General features: G+C 61.0%; 15 protein-coding genes. 10 read left to right on the forward strand and 5 right to left on the reverse strand.

The features are described 5' to 3' along the window. Positions 1 to 32: 32 nt before the first annotated feature. The 8 genes from rodA to CXK91_RS10865 all read left to right on the forward strand — a co-directional run bounded on the left by rodA (position 33) and on the right by CXK91_RS10865 (position 6,902). Entirely contained in the window at positions 33 to 1,136 is a 1,104-nt protein-coding gene (gene rodA, locus CXK91_RS10830) for a rod shape-determining protein RodA (protein WP_181003950.1), read from the forward strand. Positions 1,137 to 1,183: 47 nt separating this feature from the next. Beyond that, positions 1,184 to 2,161, forward strand: coding sequence for a lytic murein transglycosylase B (gene mltB, locus CXK91_RS10835; protein WP_103456143.1), 978 nt, complete (start codon positions 1,184 to 1,186; stop codon positions 2,159 to 2,161). Then, on the forward strand, positions 2,158 to 3,156 hold the full coding sequence (locus CXK91_RS10840) for a septal ring lytic transglycosylase RlpA family protein (protein ID WP_103456144.1): 999 nt from the start codon (positions 2,158 to 2,160) through the stop codon (positions 3,154 to 3,156). The genes mltB and CXK91_RS10840 overlap by 4 nt, the downstream gene beginning before the upstream one ends. Before the next feature lie 49 nt (positions 3,157 to 3,205). Next, positions 3,206 to 4,363: a D-alanyl-D-alanine carboxypeptidase family protein gene (locus CXK91_RS10845; protein ID WP_103456145.1), complete on the forward strand. Its 1,158-nt coding sequence runs from the start codon at positions 3,206 to 3,208 to the stop codon at positions 4,361 to 4,363. A 65-nt stretch (positions 4,364 to 4,428) separates the two neighbouring features. After that, positions 4,429 to 4,713 (forward strand): DUF493 domain-containing protein, encoded by a 285-nt coding sequence (locus tag CXK91_RS10850; protein WP_003285156.1) that lies wholly within the window; start codon positions 4,429 to 4,431, stop codon positions 4,711 to 4,713. Continuing rightward, on the forward strand, positions 4,713 to 5,369 hold the full coding sequence (gene lipB / locus CXK91_RS10855; RefSeq protein ID WP_103456146.1) for a lipoyl(octanoyl) transferase LipB: 657 nt from the start codon (positions 4,713 to 4,715) through the stop codon (positions 5,367 to 5,369). Before CXK91_RS10850 ends, lipB begins: the two co-directional genes overlap by 1 nt. Next, positions 5,362 to 6,339 (forward strand): lipoyl synthase, encoded by a 978-nt coding sequence (gene lipA / locus CXK91_RS10860; protein WP_103456147.1) that lies wholly within the window; start codon positions 5,362 to 5,364, stop codon positions 6,337 to 6,339. Before lipB ends, lipA begins: the two co-directional genes overlap by 8 nt. A 218-nt stretch (positions 6,340 to 6,557) precedes the next feature. Beyond that, positions 6,558 to 6,902, forward strand: coding sequence for a hypothetical protein (locus tag CXK91_RS10865; protein WP_103456148.1), 345 nt, complete (start codon positions 6,558 to 6,560; stop codon positions 6,900 to 6,902). Positions 6,903 to 6,987: 85 nt separating this feature from the next. Here CXK91_RS10865 and CXK91_RS10870 read toward each other — a convergent pair whose 3' ends face one another. From CXK91_RS10870 to leuS, 5 genes are all read right to left on the reverse strand, one after another. Next, a complete protein-coding gene (locus CXK91_RS10870; RefSeq protein WP_103456149.1) occupies positions 6,988 to 8,280 on the reverse strand; it encodes a lytic murein transglycosylase in 1,293 nt (430 codons plus the stop codon). A gap of 63 nt (positions 8,281 to 8,343) precedes the next feature. Beyond that, a complete protein-coding gene (arfA, locus tag CXK91_RS10875) occupies positions 8,344 to 8,502 on the reverse strand; it encodes an alternative ribosome rescue factor ArfA (protein ID WP_003285150.1) in 159 nt (52 codons plus the stop codon). A 104-nt stretch (positions 8,503 to 8,606) separates the two neighbouring features. After that, positions 8,607 to 9,635 carry a DNA polymerase III subunit delta gene (holA, locus tag CXK91_RS10880; protein WP_103456150.1) on the reverse strand — a complete coding sequence of 343 codons (1,029 nt, stop codon included), beginning with the start codon at positions 9,633 to 9,635 and terminating at the stop codon, positions 8,607 to 8,609. Positions 9,636 to 9,671: 36 nt separating this feature from the next. Beyond that, entirely contained in the window at positions 9,672 to 10,277 is a 606-nt protein-coding gene (gene lptE / locus CXK91_RS10885) for an LPS assembly lipoprotein LptE (RefSeq protein WP_103456151.1), read from the reverse strand. A gap of 43 nt (positions 10,278 to 10,320) precedes the next feature. Beyond that, a complete protein-coding gene (leuS, locus tag CXK91_RS10890) occupies positions 10,321 to 12,927 on the reverse strand; it encodes a leucine--tRNA ligase (protein ID WP_103456152.1) in 2,607 nt (868 codons plus the stop codon). 263 nt (positions 12,928 to 13,190) lie between these two features. Between leuS and CXK91_RS10895 the strand changes: the two genes are divergently transcribed. Beyond that, the gene (locus CXK91_RS10895) at positions 13,191 to 13,643 is read left to right on the forward strand and encodes a hypothetical protein (RefSeq protein WP_103456153.1); all 453 of its coding nucleotides are present in this window, start codon (positions 13,191 to 13,193) and stop codon (positions 13,641 to 13,643) included. Between the two features lie 66 nt (positions 13,644 to 13,709). Next, complete coding sequence (locus tag CXK91_RS10900) at positions 13,710 to 14,492, forward strand: YdcF family protein (protein WP_103456154.1); 783 nt, start codon at positions 13,710 to 13,712, stop codon at positions 14,490 to 14,492. Positions 14,493 to 14,609 lie beyond the last annotated feature (117 nt).

Raw genomic sequence — 14,609 nt, forward strand, 5'->3', positions numbered from 1 at the left:
ACTTCGACCGTACCCTGTCGCGCGAAGACGTGCTGCGGCGCCGAGCCAGTCTGCTGCAGCGCCTGCACATCGATGGTCTCCTGCTTGTCCTGTTGCTAATACTGGCCGCGGGTAGCCTGTTCATTCTTTACTCGGCCAGCGGCAAGAGCTGGGACATGGTCATCAAGCAGGCGACGTCGTTCGGCATTGGCCTTGGCGTGATGCTGGTGATCGCACAGTTCGAGCCTCGATTCATGGCGCGTTGGGTTCCGCTGGGCTACCTGGCCGTTGTGGGATTGCTGCTGGCGGTCGAATTCGTTGGGTATACGGCAATGGGCGCAACGCGCTGGATCAACATACCCGGCGTGATCCGTTTTCAGCCCTCCGAGTTCATGAAAATCATCATGCCGATGACCATCGCCTGGTATCTGTCGTCGCGCAGCCTGCCCCCCGGCATCAAGCACACTGCTATCAGTCTGGCGATGATCCTCATCCCCTTTGTGCTTATTCTCAAGCAGCCCGACCTTGGTACTTCATTGCTGATTCTGGCCTCCGGTGCCTTCGTGCTATTCATCGGTGGGCTGCGCTGGCGCTGGATTATCGGTGTAGTGACGGCGTTCGTGCCGATCGCCGTGGCGATGTGGTACTTCGTCTTGCGCGATTATCAGAAGCAGCGCGTGCTGACGTTTCTCGATCCTGAAAGCGATCCGCTGGGTACGGGCTGGAACATCATTCAGTCGAAAGCGGCGATTGGCTCAGGGGGCGTGTTCGGCAAGGGGTGGCTGGCGGGTACCCAGTCACATCTGGATTTTTTGCCGGAAAGTCATACTGACTTTATCATCGCCGTTCTCGCCGAAGAGTTTGGCTTGGTTGGCGTCTGTCTGCTCCTGGTGGTGTACATCCTGCTGATCACTCGAGGGCTGGTGATCACGGCGCAGGCGCAAACGTTGTTCGGAAAGCTGCTGGCCGGTGCATTGACGATGACCTTCTTTGTTTACGTTTTCGTCAATATCGGTATGGTCAGTGGTCTGCTGCCGGTTGTGGGGGTGCCTTTGCCCTTCATAAGCTATGGCGGAACTTCATTGGTGACCCTGCTGTCAGGGTTCGGGGTTTTGATGTCGATCCACACCCATCGCAAGTGGATCGCGCAGGTTTGACGAGAGTGACTTTGTTGATTTCATTACGGCGTGGCTGGATGGCACGGATGCTTGGGGGCGTGAGCTTGACTGGCGCCTTACTTGGGAGTCTGCCGCTGCAGGCTGCGGACTACACCGGGCCCAATGTGGAAGAATTCATCGCGGAAATGACCCGCGACTACGGCTTCGTCGGCGACCAGCTGCGTGACCTGTTCAAGCAGGCCGAGCGCAAACAGGCGATTCTCGACGCCATTTCGCGGCCGGCCGAGCGAGTCAAGCCGTGGAAGGAATACCGGCCGATCTTCCTCACCGATTCGCGGGTCGCCCAGGGCGTCGACTTCTGGCGGGAGAACGAAACAGCCTTGGCCCGCGCTGAGACTGAATATGGTGTGCCGCCGGAAATCATTGTCGCGATCATCGGTGTAGAAACCTTCTATGGCCGCAACACTGGTAGTCATCGGGTCATCGATGCGTTGTCGACCCTTGGTTTCGATTATCCGCCGCGCCAGCCGTTTTTCCGCCAGCAGCTCAAGGAGTTCCTTCTGCTGACCCGCGAGGAGCAGGTCGACCCCCTCACGCTCAAGGGCTCGTACGCTGGAGCCATGGGCCTGCCGCAGTTCATGCCGAGCAGCTTCCGCGCCTATGCGGTGGATTTCGATGGCGACGGTCGCATCGATATCTGGAATAACCCAACCGATGCCATCGGCAGCGCCGCCAGCTACTTCAAGCAACACGGTTGGGCCGCTGGCGAACCCGTTGTGGCGCGGGCGAAGGTATCCGGTGAGCGCTACGAAGAAGGCCTGACCGTAGGCCTGGAGTCGCAGAAGAAGGCGGGCGAAATGCGTAGCCTGGGTTGGCAGTTCGACAAGGCAGTGGCGGACGACACAGCCATCACGGCCTTTCGCCTGGAAGGTGCGGAGGGTGACGAGTATTGGTTGGGCCTGCCGAATTTCTACGTCATCACTCGCTATAACCGCAGCGTGATGTATGCCATGGCCGTGCATCAGCTGTCGCAAATGCTGGCCGAAGCGCGAGGCGAACAATGAGCGTTCTCTGGACCAGACTGGTCGCGCTAGGTGTTACTGGCGTGCTGTTGGCAAGCTGCTCGTCGACACCTGCCCCCAAGTCTGGCAGCACGCCGAGCAAGAGCACTAGCATCAGTGGGCCGGGTGATTTCTCCCGGCCTCACAAGGACGGCGCGCCGTGGTGGGATGTGGACGTCTCGCAGATCCCGGATGCGGTTCCAATGCCTCATTACGGGGCTTACAAAGCCAACCCCTACACGGTGCTGGGAAAAACCTACTTCCCTATCAGTGACGGTCATCGTTATACGGCTACCGGTACGGCGTCCTGGTATGGCACCAAGTTCCATGGCCAGCCTACCGCCAATGGCGAGAAGTACGACCTCTATGGCATGAGCGCTGCGCACAAGACGTTGCCGTTGCCTACTTACGTCAAGGTCACCAACCTGGATAACGGGCGTACCGTGACATTGCGGGTCAATGATCGCGGTCCGTTCTATTCCGACCGGATCATTGATTTGTCCTTTGCAGCTGCGAAAAAGCTCGGTTTCGCCGAAAGCGGTACGGCACGGGTCAAGGTCGAAGGTATCGATCCCACTCAGTGGTGGGCGCAGCAGGGGCGGCCGGTACCGAGCATGATGGCGCAGCCGCAAATGGCCGCTAACAAGCCGGCCAGTAATATCGCGCAGCCCATCGAGCAGTACACGCCGCCGCCTCAGCAGCATGCCGCGGCGACGGTGCCGCTGGAAATCGACGCAAAAAAAAACGCTTCGCGCGCAGCGTCTGGCCTGTTTCTCCAAGTTGGCGCCTTCGCCAATCCAGATGCGGCTCAGCTACTCAAGGACAAGCTGAGCGGAGTGGTGTCTGCTCCGGTGTTCATCAGCTCGGTGGTACACAATCAGCAGACGCTGCACCGCGTGCGGATGGGGCCCATCGACACGCCGGATGAGGCCATGCAGCTCGAAGAAAGCGTTCGCCTGGCCAACCTTGGCCAGCCGCGGCGGGTTGCCGCCGACTGAGCGTTTGTAATTCTTTGCCTTTGTTTTACCTGACTAACTTGAGATTCGGATGAAAATCACCAGCCTCGTGCAACGCATCATAGTCCTGACTCTGCTGACGGTCGCGCCGACCGCCTGGGCAGCGCAGATCGTACCGTCCGCTCCGCAACTGGCTGCCAAGTCCTACCTGCTGATGGACGCCGCCAGCGGCGAGGTGCTGGTGGAGCACAATGGCGACGAACGCCTGCCGCCGGCCAGTCTGACCAAGCTGATGACCGCCTATATCGCCACGCTGGAGATCCAGAAGGGCCAGATCAGCGACAACGACATGGTCACGGTGAGCGAAAAGGCATGGCGCACCGGCGGCTCGCGGATGTTCATTCAGGTCAACACTCAGGTTTCGGTCGACGATCTGCTGCACGGCATCATCATCCAATCGGGTAACGATGCCAGCGTCGCGATGGCCGAACACATCGCCGGCAGCGAAGAAGCCTTTGCCGATCTGATGAACAGCACCGCCCAACGCCTGGGTATGACCAATAGCCATTTCGTCAATGCCACCGGCCTGCCGGATCCGGATCACTACTCCTCGGCGAATGACATGGCCAAGCTGGCCCGCGCGATCATTTACGAAGATCCGGCGCACTACGCCATCTACGCGCAAAAGGAATTCTTCTGGAACAACATCAAACAACCCAACCGCAATCTGCTGCTGTGGCGTGATAAGACCGTCGACGGATTGAAGACCGGGCATACCGAAGAGGCCGGCTTCTGCCTGGTTGCCTCTGCAGTGCGTGACAACATGCGCCTCATTTCGGCCGTGTTCGGCACCGACAGCGAGCAGGCTCGTGCAGCAGAAACCCAAAAACTGCTGACCTATGGGTTCCGCTTCTTCGAGACGCGCACGTTCTACCAGAAGGGCACCGAGTTGGCTCAGGCTCAGGTCTGGAAAGGACAGCAGGACAAGCTGAAGGCCGGTCTGGCGCAAGATCTGACCATGACGCTACCGCGTGGTCAGGTGGAGAAGTTGGAGGCGGTGATGAGCTTCAACAGCACGCTCACTGCACCGATCCAGCAGGGCGATGTTATCGGTAAGGTAGACGTCAAAATGGCGGACAAGGTGATCCGCAGTACCGATCTGGTGGCGCTGGAAACCATCGAAGAGGGTGGGCTGTTCCGCCGCTTTTGGGATAGCATTCGCCTGTTCTTCTTCAGCCTGTTCAACTGACCACGCTCGAGTGCGCCCCGGCTGATCCCGCCGCGGCGCATGTGCGGATCACGAGTCCGTTACCCATGACCGATAATCAAGACGATATATCTGCCCCCAAGATCGACTTTCCTTGCGAGCGCTACCCGATCAAGGTGATCGGCGATGCTGGTGAGGGCTTTCGTGAGGTCGTGATCGACGTCATCCAGCGCCACGCGCCAGATTTTGACGAGACCACCGTCGTGACCCGCGACAGCCGCAACGGCCGCTTCCTTTCACTGCAGGTGCTTATCACCGCTACCGGTGTCGAGCAGCTGCAGGCCATCCATGTCGATCTGCGGGCCACTGGCCGTGTTCACATGGTGCTGTGATGACCCACCAAGTGGGTATACGTGATCTCGGACTGATCGAGTACCGGTCTGCCTGGCAGGCCATGCAGCATTTCACCAATACCCGCGATGCCGGTAGCGAAGATGAGATATGGCTGCTGCAGCATCCTCCTGTATTTACCCAGGGGCAGGCCGGCAAAGCCGAGCATTTGCTGTTTCCAGGTCAAATACCGGTGGTGCAGGTGGATCGCGGCGGTCAAGTGACCTATCACGGGCCCGGACAGCTGGTTGGCTATCTTCTGCTCGATGTACGGCGGCTCGGCATAGGTGTGCGGGAGCTAGTCAGTCGTATCGAGCAGAGTCTGATCGAGTTGCTCGCCGGCTATAGTGTCGAGGCAACAGCTAAAGCTGATGCGCCAGGTGTTTATGTCAACGGCGCGAAGATCGCATCCCTGGGCCTGCGCATACGCAATGGCCGGTCCTTCCACGGCCTGGCGCTGAACGTGGACATGGATCTAGAACCTTTCCGGCGCATCAACCCCTGCGGTTATGCAGGGCTGCCTATGACCCAATTGCGTGACCTGATCGGGCCGATCGACATCTCTGAAGTGGCCGATCGACTGCGTGATCAACTGGTTCAGCAGCTCGGATACGCGCAACAGAAGACCCTCGCGGGCGGAATCGAAGCATATGAGTAGTGTAGAAACGGCAGGCAAGCGCCCGGCCAAGGTTGAGGCTGGCGTCAAGCTGCGCGGTGCCGAGAAGGTTGCGCGGATTCCGGTGAAGATCATTCCTACCGATGAGCTGCCGAAGAAGCCGGACTGGATTCGCGTGCGTATCCCGGTTTCTCCCGAGGTCGACCAGATCAAGCAGACCCTGCGCAAGCACAAGCTGCACAGCGTTTGTGAGGAAGCCTCCTGTCCCAACCTGGGTGAGTGCTTCTCCAGCGGGACCGCAACGTTCATGATCATGGGCGACATCTGCACGCGTCGCTGCCCGTTCTGCGACGTTGGCCATGGCCGCCCGAATGCGCTAGATCCGGATGAGCCGAAAAACCTGGCCCAGGCCATCGCCGATATGCGGCTGAAGTACGTGGTGATCACCTCGGTGGACCGTGATGACCTGCGGGACGGCGGCGCCCAGCATTTCGCTGATTGTCTGCGCGAGATCCGCAAGCTGTCGCCGTCTATCCAGTTGGAAACCCTAGTGCCCGATTACCGCGGGCGCATGGATATCGCGCTGGACATCACTGCCAGTGAGCCGCCGGACGTGTTCAATCACAACCTGGAAACCGTGCCGCGGCTGTACAAGTCGTCGCGCCCGGGCTCGGATTTCGAGTGGTCGCTCGACCTGCTGGAGAAATTCAAGCAGCGTGTGCCGGGCGTGCCCACCAAGTCGGGCTTGATGCTCGGCCTGGGGGAGACCGACGAGGAAGTGATCGAAGTCATGCACCGGATGCGTCAGCACGACATCGACATGCTTACCCTCGGTCAGTACCTGCAACCATCACGCAACCATCTGCCGGTACAGCGCTTTGTTCATCCCGATATCTTCGCATGGTTCGCCGAAGAAGGAATGAAGATGGGATTCAAGAACATCGCTTCCGGCCCTCTGGTGCGTTCCTCGTACCACGCTGATCAGCAGGCCCATGGGGCCAAGCAGGGATAAGTCTAGTCCGGCCGATCAAAATGATAAGAAACGCGCATGCAGCCTCAACTGTATGCGCGTTTTTCTTTGGCCTTAAAGAGTGCAAGATTTGCCCTCGAATCGTGTTGCATTCTGTGTGGTGAACTGGTTGGCAGGAAAATTGCGGCATTACGCCGCATTAGACTTTGGTCTATAGTGGCGCTCGTTTACACCATGAGGCCAACCGAGGGCCACTGCAGATGAACGAACCCCAGTTAAAGGACTTGCTTGACGACCTGGATGGCGCAAAGGTCGAATGCGACGCGATGAGCCGCCTCGTTGTAACGCGGCTTGCCAAGCAGCACATCCCATACCGAGCGATGTTGGGGCAAGTCGAGCTGGACGGTAAGGTGGTTTCGCCGCATTTCTGGGTCGAAGCCGATGGTTGCGTAATCGATTACCGTGCCCGCCAGCGATTGGGCGGCGATCAGCGGGTGCCTCATGGAGTCGTGCCGCGCGAAGCGGTGAAGGCTCATTACCAAGGGCAGCAGGTAGTTATTGATCCGTTACCGGATTACCTCTACGAGGTCGCTATCAAGCACTGAAGCCTTTCAGCATTGTAGGCGTTGGCTTGAAAGCAAAAGCCCCGGCAGAAGCCCTGCCGGGGCTTTTTGTATTCCCCTCTATCGATCAAGGCTGAGCGCGCAGACGACCTAGCAGTTCCTGAGTTGGATGTCCGTCGGCCGGCCAGCCGAGACGCTGTTGAAAGCCGCGAATGGCCTTGCGGGTATTTGCGCCGATGATGCCATCCGGAGTACCTGGATCGAAGCCTTGGGCGACCAGGCGTTGCTGCAGCTCGAGGCGCTCTGAGCGGCTAAGCGGCTGTTCGCCCCGCGGCCAGCTACCTTCTACCTGCCCCTTGCCCTGGAGATTCTCTGCCAGCAGGCCGATGGCTAATGCGTAGGCGGAGGAGTTGTTGTAGCGGAGGATGGCGCGGAAGTTGTCCATGACGAGGAATGCAGGGCCGCGGTGCCCAGCAGGTAGCAACAGACTGGCATTGGCCTCGTCGTAGCCGGTGGGCAGGCTGCGCAGGCCCAGACGGCGCCATTCGGCGATAGGCTTGCGTATTTCGGAGTCGGCCAGAGCATAGTCGAACTCCTTGGGTAGCCGTACCTCGAACCCCCAGGGCTGCCCCTGTTTCCAGCCAGACGCTTGCAGGTAGTGCGCCGCTGAAGCCAAGGCATCGGCCGAACTGTTCCAGATATCGCGTTTGCCATCACCGTCGAAATCCACGGCGTGGGTGTTATAGGTGGTCGGGATAAACTGAGTCTGGCCCATGGCGCCGGCCCAGGAACCGCGCATACGCTGGGGTGCAACGTCGCCGTGCTGCAGGATTTCCAGCGCGGCAATTAACTGACTCTTGGCAAACGCCGGTCTGCGCCCTTCGTGGGCTAGGGTGGCCAAGGATCGAATCACCGACTTGTCACCCATGATCTGGCCAAAGCTGCTCTCCAGCCCCCAGACGGCGACCAGTGTTTCGCGATCAACCCCGTAGCGCGCCTCGATCTTATCCAGTGTGGTGGCGTGTTCATTCAGCAGGCGTTGGCCGCTGCGCACACGCTGGGGTGAAATAGCGCCTTCCAGGTACTGCCACACAGGTCGAGTGAACTCGGGTTGACTGCGGTCGGCCTCGATCACTGCGGGGTCGGGCTGCACGCCGGCGAACGCACGGTCGAAGGTCTCGGCGCTGATGCCTGCAGCGAGCGCCTCGACGCGGAACTGATCGCGCCACTGGCTAAAGCTTAGATGGACGACTTCCGGGCGGACGTCGACGCTTACGCTGCCTTGACTGGCTGGGGTGGTGGCATTGCTGACCGGTGCGGACTGCGCAAGGGGTTCAGCTGCACAGGCGACTACCAGGCTCATGGCCGAGGCAGCGACCAGGGTACGCAGCAGCAGAACGGGAACGAAGGTGTGATACATGCACCACTCTCGAAACGTGTCGTCGGCCGCAGACATTATCACGCTTTCGGGGGCATTGGGTTTTCAGGCCGCCAGAAGGACCGAAGCCTCCCAGTTGGTGGACTGGGAGGCTTCGCGGCGGTAGCTGCCTTTGCCTTTTTTCGGCGTTTCCTGGCGGAGGCGGAACAGCGGTTGCGCGACCAGGTGTTTGGCCTTGTTCGGCCGTTTCTTGCGTGTGCTCATTCATCTTTCCCTCGTGGTGCCCACCGTCGGGCGAGAGAATCATAGGCGTTGTACGAAAAATGTCCAGTACGGCTGGCGTATTGCGGCCGGCTTGCGATCGCGCATCACGCTCCGATACGTTTTCCGCTCAGCTGCAGACAGATATTGGCCAGTCCTATCCAGGGGTCCCCGGCGGCTTGCCCCTTGATTTGCTCGTCAATGCGTTGCGCATCCATCAGCAGCTGGCTCCAGCCGGTTGCGCTATGCCGTTGCAACGCTTTGGAAACCAGCGGTCGGCGCTTATCCCATACTGGCGGGCGGGCCTGGGCAAAGGCACGGTCCAGCGGAATGCCCTGGCCATGCTGCTGGGCAATATTGGCCAGCAGACGCAGCTCACGGGCCAGCGCCCAGAGGATCACTGGCGCCTCCACGCCTTCGCCGCGTAGGCCATCCAGCATGTGCAGGGCATGCGCCGCCTGGCCGTGCAGCGTGGCGTCGATCAGGCCGAAGACATCGTAGCGGGCGCTGTCGGCAACGGCGGCCTGGACGGTGTCGGCGGTTACTTGCCCGGCTTCGGCCAGCAGTTTGAGTTTCTCGATTTCCTGGGCGGCAGCCAGCAAATTGCCTTCGACCCGGGCGGCAATCAGCTCGACAGCCTCCTGGTTGGCAGAAAGACCAGCCTGGGCCAGACGTTGTCGAATCCACTGCGGCAACTGTCCGGCATCCACCGGCCAGATTTGCAGGAACTGTACGTCCTTGCCTTCGATCAGGGCCTTCGCCCACTTGGTCTTCTGGCTGCTGCCGTCGAGCTTGGGCAGGCTGATCAGCAGTACGGTGTCCTCGGCGGGGCGGGCGAGGTATTCGATCAAGGCAGCCGCACCTTTGTCGCCGGGTTTGCCGTTGGGGATGCGCAACTCAAGCAGACGCTTCTCGGCGAACAGCGAGAGGCTTGCGCCCGCTTCGATCAACAGGCCCCAGTCAAATCCGGTTTCGACATGGAAAACCTGGCGCTCGCTGAAGCCCTGCGTACGGGTCGCAGCCCGAATCGCGTCGCAGGCTTCCTGGCACAACAGGTGCTCGTCGCCTGAGACCACATAGGCTGGCGCTAGCGGGCCTTGCAGATGCTTACCTAACTGGGCGGGGGACAGTTTCATAGATGCGAAAACGGGGGCTCGGGACCCCCGAACCTGTCACTGGATAGGCAGTTGGATAGGCGACTGTTGCGGCTGTGCATCCTGAGCGCGACGGGCCGCTTCCACGGCTTCCGCTTCGGCGCGTGCCTTGGCTTCGGCTTCCTGCTGCAGGCGGTCGAGTTCTGAAGGGGTGATGCGCTGTATGCGCAGGGCGAGCTGCTGAAGCAGCTCTCGGCGCATTTCCTGACGCAGCTGGTCGCCTTCCTGAGAGGAGCCGATCAGATTGTTGCTGTCATGCACGTAGACTTTCTGCACTTCGATACTGTCTTCGAGCAGCAGCGTGTTTTGCGGGCCGCGGAATTCGTAGTCGAGCGTGCTGGTCAGCTCGTACTCGGCGCTGCGCGCCGAACTGGTGTAGCTGGCTGTGCGCTGGCGGGTCTGCTCGCGGGCCAGATTAAGGCTGTACTTGGCACCTGGATAAATCCGCACCCCGTTGCTCTTGAGCAGGTCTTCGAGCTGCTGCACGGTTTCGCCGTAGCTGTTGCGGGCTTGAAGATCGATCTCCTTGAGACCGAACTCCACATCGCCGGTACCGCGCAGTTGGAAGCCGCAGGCGCTCAGCAGCAGGGTCAGGCCCAGCACGACCAGATTGCGTTTGTTCATATTGTTATCCCCTTGCAGGCCCGGCGCTGGCGCCGGGGCCGAATCAGTTAGCGACGATGTTGACCAGCTTGCCCGGTACCACAATGACCTTGCGGATCGTCAGGCCTTCAGTAAAGCGCAGCACGTTTTCATTGCTGCGTGCGGCCGCCTCGATCGCTTCACGAGTGGCGGTCGCCGGCACTTCGATCTGGCCGCGCAGCTTACCGTTGACCTGTATCACCAGGGTCAGACTGTCCTGCACCAGCGCGGACTCGTCGACTTTAGGCCATTGCGCATCGATGATTGCGCCCTGCTTGCCCAGTTGCTGCCAAAGTTCGTGGCAGATATGCGGCGTAATCGGCGCTAGCAGCAAGGCGACGGTTTCCAGGCCTTGCTGCAGCAGCGCGCGATCCTGCTCAGTATCTGTCGCGGCTTTTTCCAGCACGTTCATCAGCGTCATTACCTGGGCAATGGCGGTGTTGAATTTGTGGTGTTGGCCGACATCCACACTGGCCTGTCTGATCGCCAGGTGAATCGCGCGGCGTACGGCTTTTTGTTCATCACTCAGGCTGCCGATATCCAGAGCACCCGGCAGGCCAGCGCTTACATGCGCGTGGGCCAGACGCCAGACTCGGCGCAGGAAGCGGCTCGCGCCTTCCACACCCGAATCGGACCACTCCAGGCTCATGTCCGGTGGCGAGGCGAACATCATGAACAGGCGGCAGGTGTCCGCGCCGTAGGCATCGATCATGGCTTGCGGATCGACACCATTGTTCTTCGACTTGGACATCTTCTCGGTGCCGCCGATCTCCACCGGCAGCCCATCCGACTTCAGCCTCGCGCCAATGACCTTGGCCTTGGCATCGCGTTCTACCTCCACATCGGCCGGGTTGAACCAGTCCTTGCCGCCGTTTTCCAGCGTGCGGTAGTAGGTGTCGGCGATGACCATGCCTTGGGTCAGCAGGTTCTTGAACGGTTCGTTGGAGCTGACCAGGCCTTCGTCGCGCATCAGCTTGTGGAAGAAGCGCGCGTACAGCAGGTGCAGGATGGCGTGCTCGATACCGCCGATGTACTGATCAACTGGCAGCCAGTGATTGGCGGCCTGCGGGTCGACCATGCCGCCTTCGTAGTTCGGGCTGGCGTAGCGGGCGAAGTACCAGGACGACTCGACGAAGGTGTCCATGGTGTCGGTTTCGCGCTTGGCCGGCGCGCCGCACTTCGGGCAGCTGCATTCGTAGAATTGCGGCATGCGCGCCAGCGGGCTGCCGGCGCCATCCGGAACCACGTCTTCGGGGAGCACGACGGGCAGCTGGTCTTCGGGCACCGGCACGTCGCCGCAGCTTTCGCAATGGATGATCGGGATCGGGCAGCCCCAGTAGCGCTGACGGCTTATGCCCCAGTCGCGCAGGCGGAACTGGGTGCGTGCCTGACCAAGGCCTTTCTTCTGCAGCGCCACTTCGATGGCATCGAATGCGCCGTCGAAGTCGAGGCCGTCGAAAATGCCGGAATTGATCAGCTCGCCATGTTCGCCGTAGGCGTCCTGCCAGGGCGCCGGGGTATGGTCGCCGGCGCTGGTGCGCACGACCGGCTTGATCGGCAGGTCGTATTTCGTGGCGAAGGCAAAGTCGCGCTCATCATGGGCGGGTACGGCCATGACTGCGCCTTCGCCATAGTTCATCAGCACATAGTTGGCGACCCACACCGGCAGCAGTTCGCCGGTCAACGGGTGTTGCACGCGCAGGGAAGTGGCTAGGCCCTTCTTCTCCTGGGTAGCGATGTCGGCTTCGGCGACGCCGCCACGCTTGCACTCGTCGATGAAGACCTGCAGTTCGGGATCGTTCTGCGCAGCGAGGGTTGCCAGCGGATGTTCGGCCGCCACGGCTACGTAGGTGGCGCCCATCAGGGTATCGGGACGGGTGGTGAAGACCTTCATCACCCCTTCGCTGCCGATGCTCGCCACGTCGTAGGGGAAGCTGATCTCCATGCCTCGCGACTTGCCGATCCAGTTGCGCTGCATGGTCTTTACTTGCTCGGGCCAGCCGTCCAGCTCGTCCAGGCTCTCCAGCAGCTCATCCGCATAGGCGGTGATCTTGAAGTAGTACATCGGGATTTCGCGCTTCTCGATGAGCGCGCCGGAACGCCAGCCACGGCCATCGATGACCTGCTCGTTGGCCAGCACGGTCTGGTCGACCGGGTCCCAGTTGACGGTGCCGTTCTTGCGATAGATCACGCCTTTTTCATACAGGCGGGTGAACAGCCACTGCTCCCAGCGATAGTAGTCCGGCTTGCAGGTGGTGACTTCGCGTGTCCAGTCGACTGCCAGGCCCAGGCTTTTGAGCTGAGCCTTCATGTAGGCGATGTTCTCGTAGGTCCACTTCGCCGGTGCGACCTGGTTCTTCATCGCAGCGTTTTCCGCTGGCATGCCGAACGCGTCCCAGCCCATAGGCTGCAGCACGTTCTTGCCCTGCATGCGCTGGTAACGCGCGATCACGTCACCGATGGTGTAGTTGCGCACGTGGCCCATGTGCAGCTTGCCGCTGGGGTAGGGGAACATCGACAGGCAATAGAAGGTGTCCCTGCCGGGCTGTTCACTTACTTCAAAGGATTTCTGCGAGTCCCAGTGGGACTGCGCGGCGGCTTCGATCTGGCTGGGCTGATACTGTTCGTGCATGGCTACTGGCGTTGGAAATAGAGGCTGGCTCTCCGCGGAAATGCTGTCGCAGGGGCGGTTGGCGGGTCCGGCGGACCTGGCGCAAACCGTGACCCAGCAGGTTGCAGGCGGAGGCATGGAAGCGCCGTAGCATACATGACCCCCCGCGGCCTAGGGAAACCCGATTTGCCGCCGCCCTGAGGGCTCCATCCGTCGTGCGAGGCTTGGGCAAGCGAAGCTGAGCTACGCTTGATCAGGGGCGGGACGAATATGAGGTGAGTTTGATGGACCGAGAGCCGCGATCTGAAGACAGCAGTCTATATGCGCGGGTACTGCAGCGATTGAGTTCGGCGCTGCAGGAGGCGGAGCGTGGCACGACCGGTGATCCCGGGGTCGCTGGTGATCTGGAGGTGCGTGGCCTGACGCCCGCGGAGTTCGAGCTGATCCGTGCCTATCTGCAGCGTGATTCCCAATGGCTTTCCGGATGGCATGCCGCGGCCGAGGAGCAAGCCCATCTGTCACGTCAGGCGTTGCGTCCCATGGTGCGCGGCAGTGGACGGCATCGCCATGGCGCACGCTGCAAACATACGTCATTAGCGCTGCAGCAGACGCTGAGCTGCGCCTTGTGCAACACCGAGGTGGGCTGGCCCGAGGAGGCCGGACCTGCAGTTTGCCCCGCCTGCGGTTCGCAGCTGTTGCGCGCGCGGCAGCGATTGCACACCTACCCGCGCCATTGAGCGGACGCGGCAGCCGACAAATGCGCCGGTAGCGGCTAGAGTGATGGCCTTTGCCGGGGAAGTCGGATGCCGATTCGTTATCTGTTCAAGCAGCTGTTGTTGCCTCCAGGCGGGCTGTTGCTGCTATTGCTGCTTGGCTGGTGGCTGCGCCGGCGTGCGCCGAAGCTGGCGGCGTTGTGTTTTGTCACCGGCTTTGGCGGTCTCTGGCTGATGAGTCTGCCGGTAGTCGTCGAATGGTCTGCGCGGCTGGTCGAGCGCGAGCCAGCGTTGAGCGAGGCGCAGTGGTCAGGGCTGGGCGAGCGAGCCAGCGCCATCGTAGTGCTCGGTGCCGGTCGGGAGCAGAGCGATCCCGCCTGGGGTGGGGACCAGCCTGGCTATATCGCGCTCGAGCGATTGCGGTATGCCGCGCGCATAGCCAAGGCATCCGACCTGCCGATCCTTACCAGCGGTGGTCTGCACTTCGGCGAGCCGCCCAGCGAAGCCATGCTTGGCGCGGAAGTCCTGCAGCGCGATCTCGATGTCACGACTCGCTGGCTCGAAGAGCGCAGCCGCACGACGTGGGAAAATGCTGTTTTCAGCGCTGAAATGCTGCGTGCCGCCGGAATCGACCGGGTGGTGCTGGTCACGTCCGCATCGCATATGCCGCGTTCACGATGGTGCTTCGAGCAGAACGGTATCGAGGTGGTCGCCGCGCCGGTGGGGTTCATGGGCGTGCCCAATGGTCGGCCACTGAATGGCTGGCTGCCGGAGGCCAAGGCGTTCTGGCAGAACGGCATGCTGATCAACGAAATCGTTGGCATGGCGGTTTATCCGCTCGTCTACGATGGGGCAGCTGAACAACCCGAATGAAGGGCTTCTTGCGGTTCAGGCTCAAGCGGTCTTGGGGCGAGACGTCTTAGGGTGGACTTCGGCCAGCCGGCGGAGGTGCTGGTGCCGGGCTGAAGTCCATCCTGCGGATTCGGCTGC

It is taken from the genome of Stutzerimonas stutzeri, from assembly GCF_002909485.1.
Taxonomy (GTDB): Bacteria; Pseudomonadota; Gammaproteobacteria; order Pseudomonadales; family Pseudomonadaceae; genus Stutzerimonas; species Stutzerimonas stutzeri_AH.

Bases quoted from the DNA above. Each gene is read 5' to 3' on its own strand.
- CXK91_RS10900 (WP_103456154.1), top strand. From the start codon at position 13,710: ATGCCGATTCGTTATCTGTTCAAGCAGCTGTTGTTGCCTCCAGGCGGG.
- leuS (WP_103456152.1), bottom strand. From the start codon at position 12,927: ATGCACGAACAGTATCAGCCCAGCCAGATCGAAGCCGCCGCGCAGTCC.
- CXK91_RS10865 (WP_103456148.1), top strand. From the start codon at position 6,558: ATGAACGAACCCCAGTTAAAGGACTTGCTTGACGACCTGGATGGCGCA.
- CXK91_RS10845 (WP_103456145.1), top strand. From the start codon at position 3,206: ATGAAAATCACCAGCCTCGTGCAACGCATCATAGTCCTGACTCTGCTG.
- lptE (WP_103456151.1), bottom strand. From the start codon at position 10,277: ATGAACAAACGCAATCTGGTCGTGCTGGGCCTGACCCTGCTGCTGAGC.
- CXK91_RS10895 (WP_103456153.1), top strand. From the start codon at position 13,191: ATGGACCGAGAGCCGCGATCTGAAGACAGCAGTCTATATGCGCGGGTA.
- CXK91_RS10870 (WP_103456149.1), bottom strand. From the start codon at position 8,280: ATGTATCACACCTTCGTTCCCGTTCTGCTGCTGCGTACCCTGGTCGCT.
- lipA (WP_103456147.1), top strand. From the start codon at position 5,362: ATGAGTAGTGTAGAAACGGCAGGCAAGCGCCCGGCCAAGGTTGAGGCT.
- holA (WP_103456150.1), bottom strand. From the start codon at position 9,635: ATGAAACTGTCCCCCGCCCAGTTAGGTAAGCATCTGCAAGGCCCGCTA.
- CXK91_RS10850 (WP_003285156.1), top strand. From the start codon at position 4,429: ATGACCGATAATCAAGACGATATATCTGCCCCCAAGATCGACTTTCCT.
- arfA (WP_003285150.1), bottom strand. From the start codon at position 8,502: ATGAGCACACGCAAGAAACGGCCGAACAAGGCCAAACACCTGGTCGCG.
- lipB (WP_103456146.1), top strand. From the start codon at position 4,713: ATGACCCACCAAGTGGGTATACGTGATCTCGGACTGATCGAGTACCGG.
- CXK91_RS10840 (WP_103456144.1), top strand. From the start codon at position 2,158: ATGAGCGTTCTCTGGACCAGACTGGTCGCGCTAGGTGTTACTGGCGTG.
- mltB (WP_103456143.1), top strand. From the start codon at position 1,184: ATGCTTGGGGGCGTGAGCTTGACTGGCGCCTTACTTGGGAGTCTGCCG.